19 protein-coding genes are annotated in these 25,148 nt (G+C 55.2%); all 19 read right to left on the reverse strand.

The window, feature by feature from the left end; translation table 11 throughout:
- Window positions 1-28: 28 nt before the first annotated feature.
- Window positions 29-751 carry an RNA polymerase sporulation sigma factor SigE gene (gene sigE / locus PV433_RS15760; RefSeq protein WP_190926176.1) on the reverse strand — a complete coding sequence of 241 codons (723 nt, stop codon included), beginning with the start codon at window positions 749-751 and terminating at the stop codon, window positions 29-31.
- Between the two features lie 217 nt (window positions 752-968).
- Complete coding sequence (spoIIGA, locus tag PV433_RS15765) at window positions 969-1,892, reverse strand: sigma-E processing peptidase SpoIIGA (protein ID WP_332073026.1); 924 nt, start codon at window positions 1,890-1,892, stop codon at window positions 969-971.
- 1,024 nt (window positions 1,893-2,916) lie between these two features.
- The gene (gene ftsZ, locus PV433_RS15770) at window positions 2,917-4,050 is read right to left on the reverse strand and encodes a cell division protein FtsZ (protein WP_332073028.1); all 1,134 of its coding nucleotides are present in this window, start codon (window positions 4,048-4,050) and stop codon (window positions 2,917-2,919) included.
- A 48-nt stretch (window positions 4,051-4,098) separates the two neighbouring features.
- Entirely contained in the window at window positions 4,099-5,349 is a 1,251-nt protein-coding gene (ftsA, locus tag PV433_RS15775; RefSeq protein ID WP_332073030.1) for a cell division protein FtsA, read from the reverse strand.
- Window positions 5,350-5,679: 330 nt separating this feature from the next.
- Window positions 5,680-6,522, reverse strand: a complete 843-nt coding sequence (locus PV433_RS15780) for a cell division protein FtsQ/DivIB (protein WP_332073031.1) — start codon at window positions 6,520-6,522, stop codon at window positions 5,680-5,682.
- A gap of 96 nt (window positions 6,523-6,618) precedes the next feature.
- The gene (murA, locus tag PV433_RS15785) at window positions 6,619-7,896 is read right to left on the reverse strand and encodes a UDP-N-acetylglucosamine 1-carboxyvinyltransferase (protein ID WP_332073032.1); all 1,278 of its coding nucleotides are present in this window, start codon (window positions 7,894-7,896) and stop codon (window positions 6,619-6,621) included.
- 54 nt (window positions 7,897-7,950) lie between these two features.
- Window positions 7,951-8,856: a UDP-N-acetylmuramate dehydrogenase gene (gene murB / locus PV433_RS15790; protein ID WP_190926163.1), complete on the reverse strand. Its 906-nt coding sequence runs from the start codon at window positions 8,854-8,856 to the stop codon at window positions 7,951-7,953.
- Window positions 8,857-9,106: 250 nt separating this feature from the next.
- Window positions 9,107-10,180, reverse strand: a complete 1,074-nt coding sequence (locus PV433_RS15795) for an undecaprenyldiphospho-muramoylpentapeptide beta-N-acetylglucosaminyltransferase (RefSeq protein ID WP_332073033.1) — start codon at window positions 10,178-10,180, stop codon at window positions 9,107-9,109.
- A 5-nt stretch (window positions 10,181-10,185) separates the two neighbouring features.
- Entirely contained in the window at window positions 10,186-11,283 is a 1,098-nt protein-coding gene (gene spoVE, locus PV433_RS15800; RefSeq protein ID WP_332073034.1) for a stage V sporulation protein E, read from the reverse strand.
- Window positions 11,284-11,734: 451 nt separating this feature from the next.
- Window positions 11,735-13,159 (reverse strand): UDP-N-acetylmuramoyl-L-alanine--D-glutamate ligase, encoded by a 1,425-nt coding sequence (gene murD, locus PV433_RS15805; protein WP_332073035.1) that lies wholly within the window; start codon window positions 13,157-13,159, stop codon window positions 11,735-11,737.
- Between the two features lie 17 nt (window positions 13,160-13,176).
- Window positions 13,177-14,133 (reverse strand): phospho-N-acetylmuramoyl-pentapeptide-transferase, encoded by a 957-nt coding sequence (gene mraY, locus PV433_RS15810; RefSeq protein ID WP_332073036.1) that lies wholly within the window; start codon window positions 14,131-14,133, stop codon window positions 13,177-13,179.
- A gap of 22 nt (window positions 14,134-14,155) precedes the next feature.
- Entirely contained in the window at window positions 14,156-15,547 is a 1,392-nt protein-coding gene (locus tag PV433_RS15815; protein WP_332073037.1) for a UDP-N-acetylmuramoyl-tripeptide--D-alanyl-D-alanine ligase, read from the reverse strand.
- Window positions 15,544-17,031 (reverse strand): UDP-N-acetylmuramoyl-L-alanyl-D-glutamate--2,6-diaminopimelate ligase, encoded by a 1,488-nt coding sequence (locus tag PV433_RS15820; protein WP_332073038.1) that lies wholly within the window; start codon window positions 17,029-17,031, stop codon window positions 15,544-15,546. The genes PV433_RS15815 and PV433_RS15820 overlap by 4 nt, the downstream gene beginning before the upstream one ends.
- Before the next feature lie 242 nt (window positions 17,032-17,273).
- The gene (locus tag PV433_RS15825; RefSeq protein WP_332073039.1) at window positions 17,274-19,202 is read right to left on the reverse strand and encodes a stage V sporulation protein D; all 1,929 of its coding nucleotides are present in this window, start codon (window positions 19,200-19,202) and stop codon (window positions 17,274-17,276) included.
- A gap of 168 nt (window positions 19,203-19,370) precedes the next feature.
- A complete protein-coding gene (locus PV433_RS15830; RefSeq protein WP_332073040.1) occupies window positions 19,371-21,641 on the reverse strand; it encodes a penicillin-binding transpeptidase domain-containing protein in 2,271 nt (756 codons plus the stop codon).
- Window positions 21,642-21,666: 25 nt separating this feature from the next.
- Window positions 21,667-22,056, reverse strand: coding sequence for a septum formation initiator family protein (locus PV433_RS15835; protein ID WP_332073041.1), 390 nt, complete (start codon window positions 22,054-22,056; stop codon window positions 21,667-21,669).
- A 48-nt stretch (window positions 22,057-22,104) separates the two neighbouring features.
- Window positions 22,105-23,064, reverse strand: a complete 960-nt coding sequence (gene rsmH, locus PV433_RS15840; RefSeq protein WP_332073042.1) for a 16S rRNA (cytosine(1402)-N(4))-methyltransferase RsmH — start codon at window positions 23,062-23,064, stop codon at window positions 22,105-22,107.
- 80 nt (window positions 23,065-23,144) lie between these two features.
- The gene (mraZ, locus tag PV433_RS15845; protein ID WP_332073043.1) at window positions 23,145-23,582 is read right to left on the reverse strand and encodes a division/cell wall cluster transcriptional repressor MraZ; all 438 of its coding nucleotides are present in this window, start codon (window positions 23,580-23,582) and stop codon (window positions 23,145-23,147) included.
- Window positions 23,583-23,729: 147 nt separating this feature from the next.
- Window positions 23,730-24,863 (reverse strand): DUF4349 domain-containing protein, encoded by a 1,134-nt coding sequence (locus PV433_RS15850; protein ID WP_332073044.1) that lies wholly within the window; start codon window positions 24,861-24,863, stop codon window positions 23,730-23,732.
- Window positions 24,864-25,148: the final 285 nt, after the last annotated feature.

Raw genomic sequence — 25,148 nt, forward strand, 5'->3', positions numbered from 1 at the left:
AAAAAGAGAAGCCTGCTCGCGCTTCTCCTCATACCATCTTATTGAACTCCTTGCGCAGCCGCTTGATGATCCGTTTCTCCAGCCGGGAGATGTAGGATTGGGAGATGCCCAGCATATCGGCTACATCCTTTTGTGTTTTCTCTTCCCCGTCTTGCAGGCCAAAGCGCAGCTCCATAATGATCCGTTCCCGCTCGGTCAGCTTCTCAAGCGCTTTATGCAGCAGCTTCCGGTCCACCTGCTCCTCGATATTGCGGTAAATCGTATCGTTCTCCGTCCCCAACACGTCGGAGAGCAGCAGCTCGTTGCCGTCCCAATCGATGTTCAGCGGCTCGTCAAACGAAACCTCCGTCCGGACTTTGCTGTTCCGGCGCAAATACATCAAAATCTCATTTTCGATACAACGGGAAGCGTAAGTAGCCAGCTTGATTTTTTTCTCCGGATCAAACGTGTTCACGGCTTTAATCAGCCCGATCGCGCCGATCGATACGAGATCCTCGATATTGATCCCGGTGTTCTCGAACTTCCTCGCTATGTACACGACCAAGCGCAAATTACGCTCGATGAGCATCGCCCGGATCGCCGCATCTCCGGATGGCAGCTTCCCCAGTAAATACTCCTCTTCTTCTCTCGTTAGCGGTGGCGGCAGCGCTTCGCTGCCTCCTATGTAATAAATCTCGTCGCTCTTCAGACCGAGGAGGAACAGAAGTCGGTAATAGAGCACTTGCATGATCAGTTTCCACTTTAGCAGCATGGGATACCTCCTGAAGGCTTTTCAGTGAAAAGCTTAATTGTAAGTTAAGGGCTTTTCTATGAAAAGCCAGCATCGTAAGCATCTGCCGGGCTTTTTATAGAAAAGCCAGCTTCGTAAGCATCCGCTTGGGCTTTTCTATGAAAAGCCGGCTTACTCGCAATCGTTTCGGGGGTGCGCCTTATTTTAATACCAGCCTCCCTCTACGTACACGTAAACGCTACGCTTCCATTTGCACCAATGTAGGGTGAATGATTGCCTGGTACGATCCGTCGGCGCACAGCTTCCCGCCATCAAGGCCGACAAGCACCCGCTCGTTTACGATTTCCGTTTCGTTATGGACAATCACCACCTTGTCGGGCTTCAAAGCTAGCATAAACTGCGTTCCACGGTTCACCCCCCGGTACGGAATAAGGCGTAGCCGATCCTGCCAGACGAACGAATCGGACCCGATCCCCGCAACAAGCTGGTCCACCTCCGACTGACGAATACGGGCCATCCACGACTCGGGCAGCATATCGCTCCACTGAGTCGCTTCAATAACCATAACCGGCGTGCGCGTCAACGGGTCGTACAGCTGATTGCCCGTATCGATCAATCCGGTGCATACCGATTCGTAGTCGTCGATGCGGATTTTGACTTTCGCCAAATATTGCGTCATCTCCCGCTTGCGCTTGGCGCCGAAAAATACTGCCCGGAACAGCCACAACAACGGAATAAACGTAAGAGTCACGAACAAAAAACCGATATTGACCCGGTGGGCAAGCCCGCCCGAGCGGGTGACAAGAATGCCGTTCATCACTTCCCCCGGCGACTGGAGGAAATAATAAATGCCGAACATCCCGCCCGCTACGGCGAAACTAACCACATAAAAAGCGCCCATATTCCGCAAAAACGTCTGCAGTCCGCCGAAACCGAAAGCGATTACGATCATGGCCGACGAAAATAAGCATTTCAAAACGATCGTAAACATAAAAGATAAGGAGGGCACCATCATCATCACAACGTACGAGGCGCCAAACGCGCTCGATGCCGCGATCCTCCACCAGCTCGGCCGTATATGACGAATCCGGGCCGCTGCGAGCAGAATCGCACCATCGATGAGGAAATTGACAAGGAAGATCAGATCCAAATAAACGACCATCGGTTCCCCCCTGCCTGCTGCAAAGACGACGAAACACCGCATCGAAGCGCCGGAAGCCTGTACGCTCCGGGCAGCTGCGGCTGTTTCCAGTTGAATCTGCCATTCTTGAAATCAGTATATAGTAAGCATATTTCAAAGTCTGTCTAAACTTGTCATGGCGAAGCGTCTTTTTTTGGCGAAATTTTTGGAGCAGGTTTTCTCCCTTTTATCGCATAAACAAAATAAATAACACTATAAAACAATATAATCAAACGACCAATAGCGCAAGAAAACGAATTTCCTACACAGCGGCAAGGAAAGAATGGCGGAATATGGTGTTTTTACCGAGGGTATAGGGAGAGGCAGCGAGATTTCAGAAATCATCGGGAACTGTTCTGCAACTTAACAGGATTACTCATCCCGGCACACGTACTCCAAGGTGGTAACGACACTTGGTAACGACACTCGTTCCATATTCGAGGTCCGCGCAGCTTGAAATATAGCTGCACGAACAAGATAGGAGTCTTTGGCGAGGCTGTCGATTCATTGTGGACAACCAAGTGGAAAGGGAAAAGATTACCTTCTCGCGAGTTTTGTCTGGAATCCCCTACCTTACAATCCTTATTCAATCAAGGGATTCCGGACAACCTCTCTGAGCAGAAGAAGGTAACTTTTCACTTGGAACGGCCTTTCTAACACTTCTACACAATGAATCGACAGCCTCTTTGGCACCTCCTATTTTCGATCTTTTCGACAAACTAATATAGAACGGATAGAGGCGGTTTGCCCCCCTATTTCAGCCAACTGGTGGAGTCTGCGCCTTTTTCGAGGATATTAGGCAGCAGAAAGTCCAAACGGCCACCCAATCGCGATGAACGTACTTGCGATACTTGCCTGCCTGACAAGAAAGGAGCTCCTTCTCCTTTTTTACCGTAGTGAGGAACTTCAACATTCTGGATAGTCAACACAAAAAACCCGACCATATAGGCCGGGCCGGGTATTTACGGGAATCGTATGCAAATGAGGTGCTCTGGCTCTGCTGCGATTAACGGCCGGAAGGATTGTTCTTCCCGCGGTTGCGCAAAAAGGTTGGAATGTCGAGCTGGTCGCCCGCAGGCTGGCCGCTTCCAAACGGACGAAGGCCGCCTTGCGATTTGTCAGCCGGCTGTTCGGCATTTCCACCAAGACCCGCGCGCCGCTGCGGCTGCTGTGGAATCTGCGCCGGCTTATGCTCGAACCCGGTGGCAATAACGGTTACCATAATCTCGTCGGTCAGCTTTTCGTCGATGCTTGCACCGAAAATCATGTTGACCTCAGGGTCGGATGCCGAGGCGACAATATCCGCCGCTTCGTTTACTTCGTACAAGCTCAAGTTCACTCCGCCGGTAATGTTCATCAGAACGCCGTGCGCACCGTCGATCGATGTTTCAAGAAGCGGGCTCATAATAGCCTTTTTTGCCGCTTCGGCAGCGCGATTTTCTCCGGTAGCGACGCCGATTCCCATCAGTGCAGAGCCGCGTTCGGTCATAATCGTTTTGACGTCGGCAAAGTCGAGGTTGATCATACCGGGAACAGCGATCAAATCCGAGATCCCTTTGACCCCTTGACGAAGGACGTTGTCCGCTTCACGGAACGCTTCCAGCATCGGTGTCTTTTTATCGATAATTTCGAGCAGCCGGTCATTTGGAATGACAATCAGCGTATCTACCTTTTCCTTCAAAGCATTAATGCCTTGCTCGGCTTGTGCGGAACGTTTGCGTCCTTCGAACGTAAACGGACGCGTAACTACGCCTACGGTCAGTGCTCCGCATTCTTTGGCAATCTCAGCAATAACCGGAGCGGCACCCGTACCGGTTCCTCCGCCCATGCCGGCAGTGACGAACACCATATCTGCGCCGCGAAGCGCATTTACAAGAACCTCACGGGATTCCTCAGCCGCTTTTTTGCCTACGTCCGGATTGGCGCCTGCGCCAAGACCGCGAGTCAGCTTCTCGCCAAGCTGCACCTTCGTATCGGACTTCGCCGTCTGCAAAGCTTGAGCATCCGTATTGGCCGTTATAAATTCTACGCCCTTCAGGCCGAATTCGATCATCCGGTTTACTGCATTGCTCCCGCCGCCGCCTACGCCGATTACCTTGATCTGCGCAAGCGATTCGTTACCCAAATCGATTTCAAACATACAAGTGTTATCCTCCCTCAATTGCTTGTGTTCGTTTGCCGCGAGAGTTTAAATAAATTCGCTCAAATAATTTTTAATCCGTTCGAACAGCCCGGGCTTCCCCTCTTTGGCAGACGATGATTTTTTGCTCACGGCCGGAAGCTTCTTGACGGCTGCTGTGCTCGGACGCTGGCGCGCGAACTTGGAAACGTAATGAATGATGCCGACTCCGCTCATGTAAGCCGGATCGCGAACCCCGATAAAATCGGGCACCGCCATGCGGACCGAGTTCTCGAGCTCCATCTGTGCGATCTCCAGCACACCGGGCATCGACACGGCACCGCCGGTCAGTACGTAACCTCCCGGCGCTTCCCCATAACCGAGACGATGAGCCTCGGCACGAATCAACTGAAAAATCTCTTGAACCCGGGGTTCGATAATATGGGCCAGATCAACCTGGGAATATTCTTTGTCCACGTTGCTGCCCATCCGGTTCACCTTGAAAATTTGGTCCGCTGCCGCGTCGTCGATGATGGCGCAGCCGAACTTGAGCTTAATCTTCTCGGCAATGTCGAGTTGTGTCCGAAGTCCGATCGAGATATCGTTTGTAATATATTCTCCGCCGATCGGCAAGGTGGACGTGGCGATAAGGCTGCCTTCCTCGTACACCGCTATCGTCGTAGCACCTGCGCCGATGTCGACCAGCAGCGTCCCTACCGTCTTCTCGTCCTTGGACAAGCAGAGCTGACCCGAAGCCAGAGACATGAGGACGATGCCGGAAACGCGCAGTCCCGATTTCTCTACGCAGCGAAGCAAATTATGTATGGATGTCTTCGTGCCGGTTATAATCGTCGCTTCGACTTCGAGCCGGACGCCTATCATCCCTCTGGGGTCTTGAATTCCCTCCAAACCGTCAACTACGTACTGATTCGGCACAACGCCAATAATTTCCCGCTCCGGAGGAAGCGCGATAACCTTTGCGGCTTGCAGCACCCGCTCGATATCTTCCTCGCCAATCTCCCGGTCTTCGTTCGACACGGCTACTACCCCGTGACTCGACTGTAAAGCGATATGATTACCGGCTATGCCGACATACACTTCCGAAATTTGAATCCCTACCATACGCTCTGCATGATCAATTGCGCTCCGTATCGAATGGACGGTCTGATCGATGTCCACGATAGCACCCTTACGAATACCCTCCGAGTCGGCAGATCCAACTCCGATTATATTAATGGCGCCGTTGTTCATTTCGCCGATAATCGCTCGCACTTTGGACGTACCGATGTCCAAACTCACAATGATGTCATTGCTGCTCAACCCGTGGCACCTCCCAGCAATTCAGATAAATGTCGGTGTCGCAAAAAACACCTTTGTACATATTCCACACGGTTTATAGTTTCCCTCTTTTTTCAACAATTTTTTATGAGGATTCGGGCGTATCAATTATTTCCAATTTAAGAGTGAAAAATCGAGTGGCTGGTAGATCCCATAACTACAATTCTACCATTTTTTAATAGGAAAGAGTAGTTCTTTTTTAGACGCAATCAAGCCGCCGGAACGCCATCCAGATACAGGTAAATATGTAACGTGCGCTTAACCAAACGGAAAAGAGGAGGCGACTGTTCGCCCCCTGACATAGTATTCGGATCAGTTTCCTTTTTTCTGGGGATCTTTGGTATCGTTTTTTGTCGGATTTGACGCGGAACCGCTTTTCTTGTCCGCCTCTTTGGCGGGGTCCTGCGGCTGGGTGTAATACATGTCGAACGGAATATGGGTATTGGCTTCCAAAAGTTCGAACACGCCGGAAGATACGTCCTTCTCCGCCACCTGCTCGATCATCTCGTCGAGGTATTGGATTTTGTCCGGCAAGTAGGTGATCGTCGTATAAACTTCGAACTGGGAGCGGGTGTACATTTTAATTTTATCTTCGTAGGTTTTGGTAGGGGAAGGCTTGATTTCCGATATTTCGGCGAGCGTCTTGTCCGATAAACGCCGGAGCGTCTCCGTCAGCTTCGCCTTCCACGGGTCGCTGTCGCTCCAGCCGGACAAGATCGGCTTGTCCACCACGACACCGGGGTCGTTCACGGGAATGGCCAGGCCGTTGGACAGCAGCATGTCTTTACCGCCCGACGAATTGATCTGGAAAGCGACGCGAGGATATTCCTCGACGGCCACTCGCACCAGCCCCGGAAACTTTTTGCTCACGGCCACGTTCTCGACGGCCTGCAGCTGGCGCACGCGAGCTTCGACGCTAGCCGAACGGAACGGAAAAAAGTTGTCTCCGACCGATATGCCGAGCACTTGTCCGATTTCTTCGGTCGTCAGGGCCGAATTGCCGGTAATCTCGATCTGGGCGATCTTGCTGAGAGACGAACGGAAAAACAGCACGGCCAACAGCGAGATAAACAGCAGCACCAAAAAAACGATCAGCTTCCGGCTGCTGCGGGGCCTCCGCTTCTCTTCCCGCAGTACGGGCATTCTTTCCTGCAAATCGAAAACCTCCGATCGTAACGCGCAAAAACGTTAAAACGCCGTTCATCCCCTTCCTGTAGGAGAAGGGGAGCTTCTGGCGATGCCGCAAACGGCTTATGGAACTTTCAATTGACGTACAGGACTGAAACGTTCGATCTTCGCTCCGAGCCTGCCGAACATGATCTCGATCTGGTCGTATCCGCGGTCGATATGATGAATCTGCTCGACGATGGTCGTGCCCGCCGCCGCCAGGCCGGCAATCACGAGTGCGGCTCCGGCGCGCAAGTCGGTCGCTTCGACCGTCGCTCCGTACAATCGCGGTACCCCGCGAATAAAGGCGCTGTTCAGATCGACCCGCACATCGGCGCCCATGCGGGAAAGCTCGTCGACGTGCTTGAAGCGGCCTTCGAACACCGTCTCCTTCACGACGCTGATTCCGTCGGCAAGCGCCAGGAGCACCATCAGCTGCGCCTGCAGATCAGTAGGGAACGACGGGTGAGGCGAAGTTACGATTCGTTCGACGGCTCGCGGTCTGGAAGAGTTGCTTACGTGTATTATATCATCGCTAGCGACGATTTGAACACCCGCGCGCTTGAGGACGTGAATGACCGAAGTCAGGTGAGCCGGACAAACGTTCTCCAAAGTGACGCTGCCCCGCGTTGCCGCAGCTGCGACCATCAGCGTGCCCGTTACGATCCGGTCCGGAATGACCCGGTAAGCCCGGGGCGTAAGCCGCTCCACTCCTTCGATCGTTATCGTGTCCGTGCCGGCGCCGATCATTTTGGCGCCCATGGCGTTCAAAAAGTTTTGCAGATCTTGAATCTCCGGCTCGCGCGCCGCATTGGAAATCGTCGTAACGCCTTCCGCCAAAGCCGCAGCCATCATGATGTTTTCCGTCGCCCCGACGCTTGGGAAATCGAGCGTAATATCGGTTCCTCTCAGCCGGTCTACGCTGCACTTGATCGTATTTCCCGACTCTTCGATTTTCGCTCCAAGCGCCTGCAGGCCCTTCAGATGCAAGTCGATCTTGCGTTCCCCGATGGCGCAGCCTCCCGGCTGATACACTTGCACATGGCCGAACCTGCTGAGCAGCGGCCCCATCAAAAAGATCGAGGACCGCATCTGGCGCATTAATTCCTCGGGAATATGCGACGAATGGGCCGAAGACGTTTCCAGCGAAACGACATCGTCCTTCAGCTCCGCCTTGCAGCCGAGTGCGCGCAAAATGTCCAGCATGACATGAATATCGAGCAGATCCGGCACGTTTCCGATCCGGTGAACGCCTTCCGCCATCGTACATGCCGCGAGGATCGGCAGCGCAGCGTTTTTGGCGCCGTGAATCCGGACATTGCCGGACAAGGGCTTCCCGCCTTCGATAACCAGCTTCTCCAATGTTATACCCTCCCGAAAGCCTGCCTTGCAAGCCGGGAACCGGAATAACCTGCGTTACTTTTCCCCTGCGATCCATACTTCCGGCACCAGGGTGACGCCGAACTTTCCGAGTACAGTGCTTCGTATATGGTCCATCAGTTGCAATACATCATTCGCCGTCGCGCCTCCGGTGTTGATGATGAAGTTGGCATGTTGCGGCGATACTTCCGCCCCGCCTACACGGTAGCCTTTCAGCCCGGCCTCCTCAATCAGCTTCGCGGCAAACGTCCCCTCCGGATTGCGGAACGTGCTCCCGGCCGTCGCAAGCGTCAGCGGCTGGGTATGAATGCGGCGGGCTTTGTTGGATGCCATAGCGGCGGAAATTTCTTTCCGGTCTCCGTGCTTCAGCTCCAGGACGGCTTCCGTCACGATCCCGGGCCGCCTGTGGAGCAGCGAATGCCGGTATCCAAACTCCATCTCATCGTTACGCAGGCGTATCGTCTCTCCGGTTTCCAGTACAATTTCGGCTTCTTTGAGAATACGTGACATATCCGAACCGTGAGCCCCGGCGTTCATGTAGACGGCTCCGCCCACAGTGCCTGGAATGCCCCCTGCGAATTCCAGCCCGGTAAGTCCTTCTCTGCCGACCTTAACGCACAAGGGGATGAGTGACACAGCTCCGCCGGCCGTAACAACCTGATCGTCGAACCGGATCTGGTCGAGACCTTTGCCGAGCTTGATCACGAAGCCGCGTACGCCTTTGTCGGATACGAGCATATTGGAGCCGCGGCCGATCGTCATAAACGATTCGCCGTGCCGATGCAGGATGCGCATCGTCTCAGCCAGCTCCTCTTTGCCGTTCGGTACGACCAGAACGTCGGCGGGACCGCCGATCTTCCAGGTCGTGTAGTCAGCGAGCGGTTCGTTTTGCATCACTTCGCCTACTTGGGCAGCCTGCAAATCTTGGATTACCTGCAGCATGGGTGAACCTCCTTCACGGGAACGCCTTGGGACCTGCCTGAACGAACGTCGAACGTCTGCAGACGCGGGTACGCCCCTAGGGTCCGAACACTTCGAGAAATACGGTTATGTTTCCGCATCGTGCATATAGCGGTATCCCGGTGTCTGTCACGGTTATAGTGTATAGTATGTAAAAGGGCCGGATGTGTGACAAACGCCCATCCGTGCGGGCGCGGATAAGCGGGGCGCGGCTGTGGAGCGAGCATCGCGGTCAGCTCCGGGCCCCGGACAGCCGCTCGATCAGGGCGATGATTTGCAAGACGCTGTCCTGATTGGAATACGCGTTCATCCGGTTTATATAGGTTTCCCGCTGCTCGTACAGACGAAGCAAGCCGTCTTGCAGCGTATCGGACGTTAGCTGCTCCTCCTCCAGCACTTCGGAGTAGCCTTGGCTGCGGAACGATTCCGCGTTGAGGATCTGGTCGCCCCGGGAAGCGTTTTTCGACAGCGGAATAAGCAGCATCGGTTTGCGCAGCGACAAAAATTCGAAGATGGACGTCGAGCCCGAACGGGATACGACAACGTCGGCCATGGCCAGCAGATCGGGCAGCTCGGTCGTCACGTATTCGAATTGCCGGTAGCCGCGGACGCCGTTCAGCTGCGGGTCCGCATGGCCTTTGCCGCACAGATGTACGATCTGAAACGTCTCGAGCAGCCGGCTGAGTCCGCCCCGGACCGCTTCGTTGATCGCTCTCGCCCCGAGAGAGCCGCCCATAATGAACAATACCGGCTTCCGGCTGTGAAAATCGCAGAGCGAGAGTCCCTTCGCCTTGCTGCCGCGCTTCACCTCGTCGCGGATCGGCAGCCCCGTGCACTCCGCCTTGCCTCCGGGCATATGGCGCAGCGTCTCGGGGAACGTGACGCAGATGTGCGAAGCGAATGGTACGGACAGCTTGTTGGCCAGCCCCGGCGTCATATCCGACTCATGGATGATGACGGGAATCCGGTTCATCCAGCCCGCCACGACAACCGGAACGGACACGAAGCCGCCTTTGGAAAAGACGGCGTCCGGCTTCAGCTTGCGTATAGTCCGGTAAGCGTCGAAGACGCCCTTGATCACTTTAAACGGATCTTTGAAATTTTTCAGATCGAAGTAACGGCGAAGCTTTCCCGACGAGATCGGATGGAACGGAATGCGGGCTTCCTCGATAATGGTTTTCTCGATGCCGTCCGCCGAGCCGATGTAATTCACATTCCAGCCGCTCTCGCGCAGTCTGGATATAAGCGCCAGATTGGGCGTTACATGGCCCGCCGAGCCTCCGCCGGTGAAGACGATCGATTTCATGGATGTCACCTCGCATAGCGGGAAATATTCAACAGCACGCCGATGGCGGTCAGCATAAGCGTCAGTGACGAGCCTCCTGCGCTGATGAGCGGCAGCGTAATTCCGGTTACCGGAAACATGCCGATGACGACGCCGATATTAATAATAACCTGGACTGCGATCATCCCGACGATCCCGACAGCCAGCAGGCTGCCGTACGAATCGGGAGCGGTAATCGCCGTCCGCATCCCTCTCCAGACGAGCAGCGCGAACAGCAGCAGGATCGTGGCTCCGCCGATAAAGCCCAATTCTTCGGCGATGATCGAGAAAATAAAGTCCGTCTGCGGCTCGGGCAAATAGCTGTACTTTTGCCGGCTCATGCCGAGCCCGAGTCCGGCCAGCCCTCCGGGGCCGATCGCGTATAAAGACTGAATCGACTGATACCCCGCTCCGAGCGGGTCCTGCCAAGGATCGAGGAAAGCGGTGATCCGCTTGAGCCGGTAAGGCGCCGCGGCGATCAGCCCGACAAACCCGGCCACCCCGACCAGAGCGAGGTACGATAAGTGCGAGATCCGGGCGCCTGCGGTGAAAATGATGAGCAGCGACGCACCGACAAGAACGACGCCCGTTCCGAGATCGGGCTGCAGCATAATCATCCCGAAAGCAAGCCCCATAATGCCGAGAGGCGGCACAAGCCCGCGCGTAAACTCGGTTATTTTCGATTGGTCCTCGGACAGCCATTTCGCCAGAAATACGATCATGCCCAGCTTCATAAACTCGGACGGCTGAATCCCCAGAGAGCCGATGCCGAGCCAGCTGCGCGCCCCGCCGCGGACAACCCCGATTCCGGGAATAAGGACGATAACGAGCAGCGCGAAACAGACGATGAGGCCGACTTTCGCATACTTTTTCCATACCCAGTAGTCGACGTTCATCGTAACAAACATCGCGGCTATGCCCAGAACGGCAAAAATCAGCTGGCGCTTCAAATAGTAATAATAGTCCCCATAGTCGTGAAAAGCCAAAACCGCGCTGGCGCTGTACACCATCACAACGCCGATCGTCAAAATAAGCAGTGTGGATATGAGAATCCACGGATCGGGAAACGAACGCACTTTAGACATCGCCGCATACCTCCATAGACGGGGGAGAATACATAGAAACCGGCGCTTCACAAACCATGAATCGGCTTATTGGAGTTATGCTCTATAACTCTCCTAAGCACACGCCCTCTCTACTTCCTTCCCCACTCTTGGGCTTGTTTGCAGCGACTCTCTCCGCCGGAACTGCGGAGCCGATGCGGGGCGGGCAACTATCGTTATATACGCAAAACGTGAAAGTGATAATGAGACTCCGAAGGAGCGCGCAGGTGCAACGTAAAGTTTACGTCCCGCATTTGAAATCGTGTCCTTCCCTGCCTTCCATTCCGAGAGGGCACGGTTTCAACAAGCGGGTGGAGTGCATCTGCCGCTCCTGTCTTATTCAGCTACATCACTTTCCTGCGTTTTGCCCATATACTTACAGTTGCCCTGCACCGACTCCCCCCGGCGAACGGTCGATGTAAACAAGCCCTCTCTACAACTTATGCACCGACTCTTTAAACATGCGTCCCCGAATCTCGTAAGACTCGAACATATCCCAACTGGCGCAGGCCGGCGAGAGCAGCACGATATCTCCCCGCGCGGCCATAGACCGCGCCGTGCGGACCGCCTCGTCGAGCGTATCGGCTGCACTGTTCCCAGTATCGACCGATTTTACGGCGCTAATCCCTGCCTCCTCCGCCAGCCTGGCAAAGATATCGCGGGTTTCTCCCAGCGAAACGACCGCTTTCACCTTCTCGCGCAGCAGCGGCAGCAGGTCGCGGAAGTCCAGCTTCCGGTCCTGTCCGCCGGCGATCAGCACGATCGGCTGCTCGAAAGATTCCAGCGCCCTGATCGTAGCCAGCGAGTTGGTCGCTTTCGAATTGTTGTAGTACCCGATCCCTTCGCGCTCGGTTACGAATTCCAGACGGTGCTCGACGCCCCGGAACTCCCGGAGCGCCTTCACGACCGGCTCGAGTCCGGCTCCCGCCGACATGGCTACCGCGACAGCGGCCAGAGCGTTCTCGGCGTTGTGTTTGCCGGGAAGTCCAAGTTCCTTAACCGGCAGCACGACAGTTTCCTGACCGGCGGCATCGCGGTATACGATCCGGTGACGTTCCGTTAGCGCTTCCTCCGGCGAGGCGAGCGGTGGATCGACAAATACACCGCGATGGAGCCGCTCCTTCATGGAAAACGGGACAAGCTGAGCACGGACGGTGCCCGCGATTCGTCTGCATTCCGGGTCGTCAAAATTGACTACCGCTACGTCTTCCGGCAGCTGGTTCGCAAACAGCTTCGCCTTCGATTCGATATAATCGTCCATCGTTCCATGATAATCGAGATGGGTCTCGCACAGGTTGAGCAGACAAGCGATACGCGGACGGAACGACACCGTCCCCTTTAATTGAAAGCTGCTCAGCTCCACGACCATCCGGTTGTCCGGCGTTGCCTCCAGAGCCGCCTCGCATAAGGCGATCCCGATGTTCCCGGCGATAATCGGCTTCAAGCCGGCATTTTCCAGCATAAGTCCGATCCAGGTCGTCGTGGTCGTCTTGCCGTTCGACCCGGTAATCCCGATAATCGGCGCTTCGCACGTATAGTTCGCCACCTCGACCTCGGTGACCACTTCGATGCCGAGACGCTCCGCTTCCTTAATAGGAGGAATGGAGTACGGAATGCCCGGATTTTTGACGACGAGCGCCACGCCCGGATGAATCAGCGTATCCGGATGACCCCCGCATAGAACAGAAATACCCAGAGCCGTTAGTTCGTCGGCCTCAGGGCATAAAGAGCGTTCCTTCTTATCGTTAACCGTCACGACGGCGCCGTGTTCGTGAAACAGCTTTGCCACCGTCACTCCGCTGCGCGCGAGGCCGAGGATGACGACTTCCCGGCCCCGGTAAAACTCGGGATGATTCATAGGTTTGCAACCCACCTTTATAAAGTAAACAGCGCAAGTGCCGCACAAGCGAGACCGGCCAGCCAAAACGTAAGAACAATGCGCCATTCCGACCATCCTACGAGCTCGTAGTGGTGATGGATCGGACTCATCTTGAACACGCGTTTGCCGCGCGTCTTAAAGGAAATGACCTGGATGACGACGGACAGCATCTCGATGACGAATACAGCGCCGATGATCAGAATCAGCAGCTCCGACTTCGTCAGCATCGCCGCAGCGGCGAGCCCGCCGCCGATTCCGAGAGAACCGGTGTCGCCCATAAACACTTTGGCCGGATGCGCGTTGAAGACGAGAAAGCCAAGCACCGCGCCGACCATAGCGGCCGAGAAAAAGGCGGTTTCCATCTCGGAGGTGACCATGGCGATAATCGTATAAGCGCCGAAGGCGATCGCGCTCGTCCCGGCCAGCAGACCGTCCAGTCCGTCCGTAAAATTCACTGCGTTCGACATGCCCAGCATCATGATCACGGCAAAAGGCACATACAGCCACCAGCCGAGCTCGAACGAGAAATCGGTGAACGGCACCGTCAGTTCGGTGCTGTGCCCGCTCCGATATAAAAGGTAACATACGACGCCGGAGAAAAACAACTGCCCGAACAATTTCTGTCTTGCGGTAAGTCCGAGCGAACGTTTGAACAAAATTTTGATATAATCGTCCAAAAAGCCGACCAAACCGTAACCTAACGTCGCGACGAGCAGAATGACCGCTTCCGCGGTTTTGTCGGAGAACCGTAAAAAGGCAATCGATAACGCGAGCAAGATGATCGTTCCGCCCATGGTGGGGGTTCCCGCTTTTTTCAGATGCCCTTGCGGACCGTCGGTGCGAATCTGCTGGCCGAACTTGAGCCGCCGCAGAATCGGGATGCAGATGGGCCCGAGTATGAGCGCAAGTACGAATGCGGCGCCCATTGTAAACAAGATAACACGTATATCCATGACAGTCGGTTCCCCCTCCCTTCTACAGCTGCTGTTCTATGAGGCGATGGACGACTTCTTCCAGCCGCATTCCTCTCGAGCCTTTCACCAGCACAATATCGTCCGGCTTCGCATACGCCGCAAGCACATTTGCAAGCTGCTCCTTGTCCCCGAACCAGCGAACCTTGCCCTCCGGAAAAAATGGAGCGGCCGCATCCGCCGTATGTTTGGATAACGGACCGTACGTCAACACGCAGTCGAAATGTTCGGACGACAGCGTCGCTCCGATCTCCGCATGGTAACGCACATCGTTCTCCCCGAGCTCCAGCATATCGCCGAGCACGACCAGCTTCCGGCCGAAGCCGGTCAAGTCGCGGAGCAACTCGAGAGAAGCCAGCGTCGAAGCCGGGCTCGAATTGTACGCGTCGTTCAGCACTGTCACTCCCGATACGCCCGTCAGCCGCTCGATCCGCATGCCGGTCGGCTTCATGGACGACAGCCCCGCCGCGATCTCGGCGTCGGTCAGTCCGAAGTAACGTCCGATCGCAACGGCGGCCATAGCGTTGACCACATTATGTTTGCCGAGCAGAGGAATAGAAAAGACAGGCTCTTCCGCGCCGTTCACGGTAAACCTCGTTCCGTCTCCGTCGATCTCGATCCCGGTGGGCCTCAGGTCGTTCCCTGCGCTTGCGCCGAACCGGACGACGTTCATGGACGCAGGCTGGCGGACATGCGGCAGCAGCCGGTCCAGCAGAGGCTCGTCGCCCAAATAGGCGAACATCCCGTCTTCCTTCAAGCCGCTCAAAATCTCCAGCTTCGCCTTCGCGATCCCTTCCCTCGAACCGAGGTACTCCATATGCGCCTCGCCGATCATCGTAATGACCGCCGCTTCCGGCTTGGCGATATGCGTCAGCAGCTCGATCTCGTGAAAGCCGCGCATTCCCATCTCCAATACGGCAAGTTCCGTCCGTTCATCCATCTGCAAAATCATCAGCGGCAATCCGATATCGCCGTTCAAATTGCCTTCCGTTTTATGAACGTTATATTTGACGGCCAGTACGGCCGCAATCATATCTTTGGTCGTCGTCTTGCCGTTGCTGCCGGTGATGCCCGTGATCCGGACAGGCAGTTGCTCGCGGTACCGCGAAGCAAGCTGCTGCAGCGCCGCCAGCGCATCGTCGACGAGAATCGCCGGAACGCCTACGGGAGGCTCGCCGCGGTCCCGCTGCCACAACGTGGCGGCAGCCCCTTTGGCGTAAGCTTCCTTCGCGTATTCGTGCCCGTCGAACCTCTCTCCGATAATCGGAACATACAAATTGCCGGCCTGAATCGTCCTCGTATCTTTGGATACGCCGCGGATGACGGCCGACTCCTCGCCGTACACCGTCTTCCCGGCTACCATACGGGCGATTTCGCCGAACGTACGAATGATCACTTCGATCTACCCCTTATCGCTTCCTGGGCGACAAGCCGGTCGTCGAAATGATGCTGGACGCCGCCCACGATCTGGTATGATTCATGCCCTTTTCCCGCAATTAATACTACATCGTTCGGGCTTGCCATTTCAACTGCTTTATATATCGCTTCGCGTCGGTCTGCCAGAAGTTCGTACCGGTCCCGGCTGAGCCCCGCCGCCGTTATGCCCGGCTCAATATCGGCCAATATCGACTGCGGCGGCTCGGAACGCGGATTGTCGGAAGTGACGAACACATAGTCGCTGTAGCGGGCCGCTATACGGCCCATCGCAGGACGCTTCGTCTTGTCGCGGTCTCCTCCGCAGCCGAATACGGTAAGGATTCGGCCTTCACAAAACTCGCGGATCGTTGCTAGCGCATTTTCCAGGCCGTCCGGGGTATGCGCGTAATCGACGATAACGAGAAACTCGTGATCCCCTTCCACCGTCTCCATCCGCCCGGGGACGACGCTCACCCTATCCAGACTATTCGCTATGCTTGAAAGTGGAATCTGCTCCAGCAAAGTTGATGAAATGGCCCCAAGCGCATTGTATACGTTGAATTTGCCTACCAGTCTCATCTGAATTTCCGCCGTTTCCCCGAACGCCGATACGGTAAATCGCGTGCCTTTCGGCGACATCTTAATGTCGGTCGCCCGGACGTCGGCATCTTCGCCGAACCCGTAACGGATCACCTGCGCGCTTGTTTGCGATGCGAAATAATCGGAGGCGTCGTCGTCGGCATTCAGCACCGCATACACGGCGTCGTCCGGATTCGCGGCGAATTCGTTGCCGAGCCGCGAGAAAAACAGTCCTTTGGCGGCCCGGTACTGCTCCATCGTTTTATGAAAATCAAGATGGTCCTGAGTCAGGTTCGTAAACAGGGCGGTCCGGAACTTGCAGCCCTTCACGCGTCCGAGCTCAAGCGCGTGGCTCGACACTTCCATAACCGCATATTGCGCTCCCGCGTCCCGCATCTTACGCAAATTCATCTGCAGCTCGAGCGCCTCCTGCGTCGTCCGTTCCGCCTCGAACCATTCATCGCCGATCTTCATGCTGATCGTTCCCATCAGACCGGTCGGATAGCCGTTATCCCGCAAGATGGATTCGATGAGCGTCGTCGTCGTCGTTTTGCCGTTCGTGCCGGTGACGCCGATCAGCTTCATCTCCCGGCTCGGATAGCCGTAATAAAAGCTGGCCGCTACCGCCATCGCGTACCGCGCATCCTTGACGAACAGTTTGGGAAGCTGGACCGGGACGTCCCGCTCCACGATCAGAGCGGCCGCACCCGCCTCAGCGGCTTTGGCGGCAAAGTCGTGTCCGTCGCTGACGAGGCCCGGTATGCACAGAAACAAATCGCCCGGCCGCACTTTACGGGAGTCGGTCTGAATGCCGGTTACGACCGTATCCGCATCTCCCGTCAGCCGGGAAGCGGCAAATAGAGAAGCGAACTGCCGAAGCTGCATAAATGTCCCCCCTTGAAGCCGTTATAGTAAAAAGGAATGGCTCTTCTATGAAAATTGACGTATGAACGCTGAGATTATGATTTCGATGTGGCAATTCACAGATATTCCGGTTATACCCGGATTTTATCTGTGAATCGCCTAGCCTATGCTTTCGAAGCCGCGTTTCACAGATATTCCGAATATATTCGGATTTCATCTGTGAAACGCCTTAACTATTATAGACCAAAACCCACCCCTTGCAATCACGATTCCGGGTGATTTCCCATATAAATGCGAATCGTAGTGCCCTGTTCCACCCGGTCGCCCGCCTTAGGAGCCTGGCTGATTACTTCGTCGCCGCTGCCGAACTTCTCCAGCCGGAAGTTCATATTCATATTCTCATACAAATCGCTGACCGAATGTCCGATCAGATTCGGCACTTCCACGAGCTTCGTCTCGCCGTACCGGTATTCCCGCTCGATCTGGTCTTTGCGGGGCTCAACGCCCATGTAACGCAGCGCGTCGCTCATTACGTTTTTGACGATTGGAGCGGCGACGAGACCGCCGAACTGAATGCCTGCCGGATCGTCAATCGCCACATAGATCACGATCTTCGGATCGTCCGCCGGCGCAAAGCCGATAAACGAGACGATATGCTCATCCGGCGAATAGCGGCCGTTGATGACTTTTTGCGCCGTACCCGTTTTGCCGCCGACCCGGTAGCCGTCTACAAACGCCGGCCGTCCCGTTCCTTTGGCCACTACGCTTTCCAGTGCTTCGCGCACCTGCTTCGAGGTCGACTCGGAGATCACCTGGCGGACCAGTTCGGGCTCTACGCTATTCACTTTCTCGCCGGTTTCCGGATTGTACCAAGCTTTGGCCACGTGCGGCTTGAACAGCTTGCCGCCGTTAATCGCGGCCGACACGGCGGTAATTTGCTGAATCGGGGTAACCGAGACACCTTGGCCGAACGAAGTCGTCGCAAGCTCGACGGGACCGACCCGGGACAGCTTGAACAAAATGCCGTTTTCTTCTCCGCCGATATCGATGCCGGTCTTCTGCCCGAAGCCGAAGCGGCGGATATAATCGAACAGCGATTCCTTGCCGAGCCGCTGTCCCATCACCACAAAGCCCGGGTTGCACGAATTCTCGACCACTTGCAGAAACGACTGGCTGCCGTGTCCGCCCCGCTTCCAGCAGCGGAGTCTGGCGCCTCCCACTTCGATAAAGCCCGGATCGTAGAAATGCTCGTTTTTCAAATCCACTTTTTTCTCTTCCAAAGCGGCCGCCAGCGTAATGATTTTGAAAGTCGATCCCGGCTCGTACGTCATCCAGATCGGCAAATTGCGATTATACACCTCGGAAGGAAAGTCGCGAAAGTTCGTCGGATCGTACGTCGGCCGGCTTGACATCGCGAGAATTTCACCGGTATTCGGGTCCATCGCGATGCCGATCGCGTTTTTCGCCTGATGCTGGACCATCGCCTGATCGAGCTCGCGTTCCAGAAAAGACTGAATGTTTTTGTCGATCGTCAGTTGCAGGTTAAGTCCGTCTTTGGGCGGGATATACTGCTCCGACGTACCCGGCATGTAGCGCCCCGCCGCGTCGCTCAAATACGACACGCTTCCGTTAATGCCCCGCAGCTCCGCATTATAAGCCGCCTCGACTCCGGTCAATCCCTGGTTGTCAATCCCGGTAAACCCGAGAATATGGGAAGCGAACGAGCCGAACGGATAATACCGCTTATTGTCCTCAGCCACCTCGATACCCGGCAAATTCAGCTCCCGGACTTCCTTAGCCCTCTCCTCGGTCATTTTACGCCCGGCTGGCCGGATATAGACGCTGGATTGCTTTTTTGTAATCGTCGCGTAAATCTCATCTTCATTCATTTGCAGCACACGGCCCAGTTCCCTCGCCGTGCCGCGCGCGTCCTGGATCTGGGCGGGAATTGCCAGGACGGACGGAGAACTGACGTTGTAAGTCAGACGTACTCCGCTCCGGTCCAAAATATCGCCCCGCTTTGCTGCGAACGGTATGTTACGGCGCCACGAATCTTCCGCCTTCTGCGCCAAATCCCCGCCGATCCATAGCTGGACGTAAGCCAGACGCAGAACAAGCGCGGCAAAAATAATCCCGCTTCCGAGAAGCGCAATAAACAACCTGCGACGAACCGTAACACTGGATACTTTCACGAAGAGAGCCCCCCTCACGCTTTCCTCCGAAATCGACAGCCGCAGCTCGTACGCCTTCCTTTTTCGGATCAAGCTTGCTAGATCTTATCTACAGAAATAGCTAGAACGTTTCATAACATAGCTATTCCTGGGTGAGGGGGGTTAGAACAAGCTCTTTCGCTAGCTTTCTTACTGTTTTTTGTCCGTCTTTTGCTTTGGATCGCTATTTTTCGCAGAATTGGCTGGCTGCTGTTTGTTCGCGGTTTCGGTCTTGGCCGCCAATTTGGCCGCCTCCGCCTTCGCTTTCTCCAGATCGATCCAAGGAACGAGCTGAAGCACCGTGACTTGTTGTCCGCCTTCGTCTGCAGATAACGTTTGCGAGGCGACATAACCTTCGCCCGTCACCTGGCAGTTCACTTTCAGAAACGAGCAGACGGCGAGCGCGTCGCGTAGCGATTTGCCCTGCAGGTTAGGCAGATCCATCCCCGCCTTCTCCTCGGTTACCAAATAGATTCGTTGCGTCGGTCCGATTTCCGTACCGCCTTCGGGAAATTGGGCTACGACGGACGCCCCTTTGCCCAGCACATCGTACTTGATTTTCGAATCACCCAGATCTTTCTTAGCTTCTATAAGCAGTTTGCCTTCCACTCGGGGGGCGACCACTTTTTTGTCGATGCCCGACAGTTCCTGCTTGACGGTTGCCGAGACGTTCATGTAACGCAAGCTTTGCGTTACGATTTCTTTAAATACGGGAGGAGCGACCAGACCGCCGTTATGGTAATTGCCGTGCAGTTCCGGCTCGTCGGCCAGTACGAGAACCACAATTTTCGGATCTTCGACCGGCGCGTACCCGACAAATGTAATCAGCCATTTTTCCGTCGAATATTTGCCGTCGATAACCTTTTGCGCCGTTCCCGTCTTGCCGGCTACCCGGTAGCCTTCGATATAAGCATTTCTTCCCGTACCGATCTCCTGATCGGATACGACCTGCTCCAAATATTCCGTTACTTTTGCTGCAGTTTCCGGCGATACGACTTGACGAATTTCTTTCGGCTCGAACGTTTGAACCGGTTCGTTCGTCTTCGGATCGAGCACGGCTTTCACGATGTGCGGCTGCATCATCTTACCGCCGTTGGCGATCGCGGCATATGCGGCGATCTGCTGAATCGCCGTAACCGAGACGCCTCCTTGCCCGTACGTAGCGGTTGCGTAATCGACAGGATAATTGAAACGCACCAGACCTTTTGTTTCTCCGGGAATATCGATGCCCGTTCTCTCTCCGAAGCCGAATCGAGTAATATATTCCTTCAGCTTGTCCGGCTTCAGCTTCTCGTAGCCCAGCTTGACGAAAGCAACGTTACTGGAACGCTTTAATCCTTCGAGATACGAAATTTTGCCCCAGCCTTTCAAATTATGGTCTTTCAGCGTCCGGTCATAAACGGCGATCCCGCCGGACTGGAACTTGTCGTTCGGATCGAACAGTCCTTCTTCTATGGCGCCCGCAAGAGTTACGAGCTTAAACGTCGATCCCGGCTCGTACTGCGAGCCGACGGCATGGTTGTAGAAGTTTTTCGTCTCGGACTCCCAATATTTGGACGGATTAAAGGTCGGCATGTTAGCCATTCCGAGGATTTCCCCCGTTTTGGGATTCATCGCCACGACCGTCATGCTTTTCGGCTTCCATTCGTTATACGACTTCTCCAAAGCGGTCTCGATATACGATTGGATATTCCGGTCAATCGTCAACTGCAGCGTCTTGCCGTCCTCGGCCGGCTCGTAGCTGGCTTTTGCGTCCGGCAGCTCGTAGCCCATCCGGTCTTTCGTCGTACTGATATGGCCGGGCTTGCCGGTCAACAGCTCGTTGTAGGCGGCTTCGAGCCCCATTACCGCTTTGCCGTTTTTATCGAAATAACCAAGTATGTGGGAAGCCATCGATCCCGCCGGATAGTACCGTTTCTGCGATTCTTCCAAATACACGCCGTGGGTGTACAGGTTGGCTTGCTTATTGATCGGTTCGGGCAAGTTAAGCGCCTTGGCGATCCGGTCGGCCGTCTCGGCGTCAATCTTCCAGCCTTCGCTTCGCACTTCCACCCAACTGGACAGTTCGCCTTCCTCTCTTCGTTTCGTAACCATATCCATCAGTTCGTTTTCGGGTTTATTCAAAATGCTAGACAGCACTTGGACAACCGTCTGGGCGTTTTTGAGCTTATCGATCGCCGTCGGGTTTACGATGACCGTATACGACGCGCCGTCTTCGGCGAGAACCTGATTGTACCGGTCGACGATCGAACCGCGGACCGGCTGAAGGATTTTGTTGCGCTCCCACATCGCCTGCGCTTTTTTGATCAGTTCTTTAGCGTCTACGACTTGAACCCAATAAATTTTACCGATAAGGACAATAAAAAATAGGGTGAACAATCCCCCTATCAGCAGTGTGCGCAGTTTTACTTTTCTATTCATGGCCCGGTCCTCTCACTCGTATTCATTAGCGACTATCGCCAGCGGGGGACTTTCTCTCGGTCAACTGATGCAGCTCTTCGTTCGGGACAAGTCCGAGCGACTTTCCTTGATCGAGCAGTTTTTTCGGGTCTTGATATTTTGTGATCTCCATCTTCAGCTTGTTGTTTTCAATTTGCAGCGCCTTGACTTCGCTCTCTATCTTTTGAATTCTCGTATTGAGTTCATAGATTTGAGCGTAACGCCATATGATGACACCCGCCACCACGACGCATACGATGACGGTAAATAAATACAGCAGCTTCTCCTGAACCGGAATCGATTTCCGTTTGACCACGACTTTCTTCTGGTCTTGTCCTTTCGGCTTTTTGACGGGTTTCCGTTCAATCGCCAAGTTTCCGTTGATATATGCCGACACGCGGGTGTCATCCTCCTTCGGGCGTTCCCCTGGTTATATTCATGCAGATTAGACGTCCAGCTTCTCTGCTACTCTCAGCTTCGCCGATCTCGCTCTCGAATTGCGCTGCAGCTCCTCGTCCGAAGGCAGCAGCGGCTTGCGGTGCACAAGCCGGACGATCCCCTTGGTGCCGCAGACGCACATCGGGAAATCGGGCGGACACGTGCATTTTTCTACATATTTGGCAAAGGCGTGCTTACAGATCCGGTCCTCGAGCGAATGAAACGTTATCACCGCTACACGGCCGTGCGGAGCGAGACACTGGATCGATTGCTCCAGCGCATCCTCGAACGCGCCCAGCTCATCGTTCACGGCGATCCGCAGCGCCTGAAAGCTGCGCTTAGCCGGATGAGGGCCCGTTCTTCTCGCGGCTGCGGGGATCGCTTCTTTAATCAGCTCCACCAGTTGGCCCGTCGTCTCGATGGGACCCGCCTTCCGCGCTTCTTCAATCGTTCTTGCGATCTTGCGCGAAAACTTCTCTTCCCCGTACTCGAACAGGATGCGGGCAATGTCCTCCGCGCTCCATTCGTTAACGATCTCGCGTGCGGTCAGATCGGAATCCCGGTCCATCCTCATGTCGAGCTCGGCGTCATGGTTGTAGCTGAATCCGCGGTCCGCTTCATCCAGCTGCGGCGACGATACGCCCAGATCGAACAAGATCCCGTCCACCTGCGGCACTCCGTCCTTCTTCGGAACGAAATCAAGGCGGCCCAGTACACTCCGCAAATATCTGAAATTGCTCTTGACCATATGTACCCGTTCACCGAACGGAGCCAGCGCGATTCGGCCATTCTCCAGGGCGATATCGTCCTGGTCGAAGGCGATCAGCCGGCCTTGCTCTCCCAGCCTGGAAGCGATCAGCGAGCTATGGCCCGCCCCGCCCATCGTGCAGTCTACATAGATGCCGTCAGGCCGGATCGCCAGCGCTTCTACCGATTCTTCCTTTAATACCGTCACATGCTCGAACAAGCTGCGCCCTCCCGTAAGTCCGGCGCAGCGATTGCCCAGCCGGACGATTCTATCGTACGAAATGTGTAAAATCGACAAGGTTACAGATCAAAATTGAAGTCGACGAGCTTCTCCGCAATCTCATTAAACGACTCCTCCGACTGCTCATAATAGCTTTCCCAAACTTGCTTGCTCCAAATCTCCACCCGGTTGGAGACTCCCAATACGACGCAGTCCTTGTCCAGCTTGGCGTATTCGCACAAGTTTCTCGGGATATTAATGCGGCCTTGCTTATCCAGCTCGCATTCGGTTGCGCCGGAGAAGAAAAACCTGGTGAACGCGCGGGCGTCCGCCTTCATTAGCGGCAAGCTTTTGAGCTTCTGCTCGAGTACGGCCCACTCTTCCTTGGGATATACGAACAAGCAGTTATCGAGCCCGCGGGTGACGATGAACGCGGCTCCGAGAGCTTCGCGGAACTTGGCGGGAACGATCATTCGACCTTTGTCATCGACCGAGTGCTGGTATTCCCCCATGAACATCCGCTAGTCTCCCCCTTCCCGCCACTTTCACCCACTTTTCACCACTCTGACTTGTTATTCTCCATAGACAAATAAAATCCTGCCGCAAGCAGCAGGATTTTTGAAATAATTTATCAATTGTTTTCAATTTGTACAAGTCGGCTGCGCTTACGCATCGGAGGCCGGCGGCTTGCGGTCGTTATCCGCATCCCGATCCGCTTCTGCATCGGACTCGATCTGGGACAGGTTTTGCCTGCGGATCGATCTGGAACGTTCTTCCAGATCTTTCATACGGGCTCTCCGTCTCCGGTAGATGACAGCTGCCGGTATGCCGACTACGGCAAGCACCGCAAGTACCGGAAGCGCCCCGGCGAGCACGATTACAACCCCTTGCAGGAAACCAAGCACAACCTTAGCGCTGCCTTTCAGCGCTTTGGCCAGCTTGCTTGTAAAGCCGCTCTCCTGCGCATTCTCGCCTTCAACCTTCGCTTTCTCGATTTTCTGGTACAGCCGGATTTCCACGGTTGAATAAGCGACGTTCTGCTCCAAATAACGCATCCGGCCTTTTAATCGCTCGACTTCGGTCTGAACCGTCTCGATCTGCTTCGAGAACGCCACCAGATCTTCGCTTTTGGTCGCTTTATCCATAAAGGAGAACAGCCGTGCCAGCTCCGCTTCTCTTGCCTTCAGCCGCGAGGTCAGGTCCACATATTCTTCCGTAACGTCCTGGCCTTGTACGCTGCGCTGGATCGACTTTGGCTTCATCTTCTCCAGATCTGCCAAAAATCCGGAGAACCCTTTGGACGGCACCTTCACGACGAGGATGCCGCTTTGCTCGTAGTCGGTCCGGTTTTCGGAAAACTGGAGCAGGTAACCGCCGGACAAATGAACCAGGTTGTTAATCTCCGTATGGGCGCTGCCGTACTCCGCTACCTCCATCGTCACATTCGCTTTGTAGATGATTTGCCGGTCGATGGCGGCGGGTTGCTGCCCGGCTGGAGAGGCGCCCGGAACCGAAGCTGGCGCTCCCGCCCCGGATTGAACGTTCGTCATACCGGATGTTGCTTGGGCGCCGTCTGCTCGCTCCGCCGCTCCTCCCGCTGCCGTACCGGAATCGTTGGCATTGAAAAGCTGGGCCGATTCCTGTTTGGCTGCCATTGCAGGTGCCGGCGCCGACTCCGAATTCATCGCCTGGTCAGTTGCCTCCTTCGCCGACCCGCACCCGGCCAGCAAGCCGACGGCCAGCAGACAACCCACCAGCAAAACGGCTCCCGACTTACGTCCCCTTCTGAATCCGCTCAAGTATATTCCCCCTAGGTCTTCCCTATTTTGACAGCGTGAATTGCAGATGAAAGCGCCGCCACTCCCTAAACGAGTCAAATCCGCTTAAGGTTGCAAAGATTTGGAAAAAAAAGAGACGGCAAGTTATGTGGTTTGCTGAGGGGTTGGGGTTGGGGTTGGGGTTGGGGTTGGGGTTGGGGTTGGGGTTGGGGTTGGGGTTGGGGTTGAGACCATATTATGGACGGGGGGCAGCAGGAATTAAAGAGGTTTGCTAAGCAAGTGCTGAGCAATCGGTGCGGATTTCTC

Source organism: Paenibacillus sp. GYB004 (assembly GCF_036577605.1).
In the GTDB taxonomy this organism is placed as follows: Bacteria; Bacillota; Bacilli; order Paenibacillales; family NBRC-103111; genus Paenibacillus_AB; species Paenibacillus_AB oceani.

Coding starts and splice junctions, on each gene's coding strand:
- sigE (WP_190926176.1), bottom strand. CDS start 751: ATGCTGCTAAAGTGGAAACTGATCATGCAAGTGCTCTATTACCGACTT.
- spoIIGA (WP_332073026.1), bottom strand. CDS start 1,892: ATGGTCGTTTATTTGGATCTGATCTTCCTTGTCAATTTCCTCATCGAT.
- ftsZ (WP_332073028.1), bottom strand. CDS start 4,050: ATGTTTGAAATCGATTTGGGTAACGAATCGCTTGCGCAGATCAAGGTA.
- murB (WP_190926163.1), bottom strand. CDS start 8,856: ATGCTGCAGGTAATCCAAGATTTGCAGGCTGCCCAAGTAGGCGAAGTG.
- PV433_RS15795 (WP_332073033.1), bottom strand. CDS start 10,180: ATGAAATCGATCGTCTTCACCGGCGGAGGCTCGGCGGGCCATGTAACG.
- spoVE (WP_332073034.1), bottom strand. CDS start 11,283: ATGTCTAAAGTGCGTTCGTTTCCCGATCCGTGGATTCTCATATCCACA.
- murD (WP_332073035.1), bottom strand. CDS start 13,159: ATGAATCATCCCGAGTTTTACCGGGGCCGGGAAGTCGTCATCCTCGGC.
- mraY (WP_332073036.1), bottom strand. CDS start 14,133: ATGGATATACGTGTTATCTTGTTTACAATGGGCGCCGCATTCGTACTT.
- PV433_RS15820 (WP_332073038.1), bottom strand. CDS start 17,031: ATGCAGCTTCGGCAGTTCGCTTCTCTATTTGCCGCTTCCCGGCTGACG.
- PV433_RS15830 (WP_332073040.1), bottom strand. CDS start 21,641: ATGAATAGAAAAGTAAAACTGCGCACACTGCTGATAGGGGGATTGTTC.
- mraZ (WP_332073043.1), bottom strand. CDS start 23,582: ATGTTCATGGGGGAATACCAGCACTCGGTCGATGACAAAGGTCGAATG.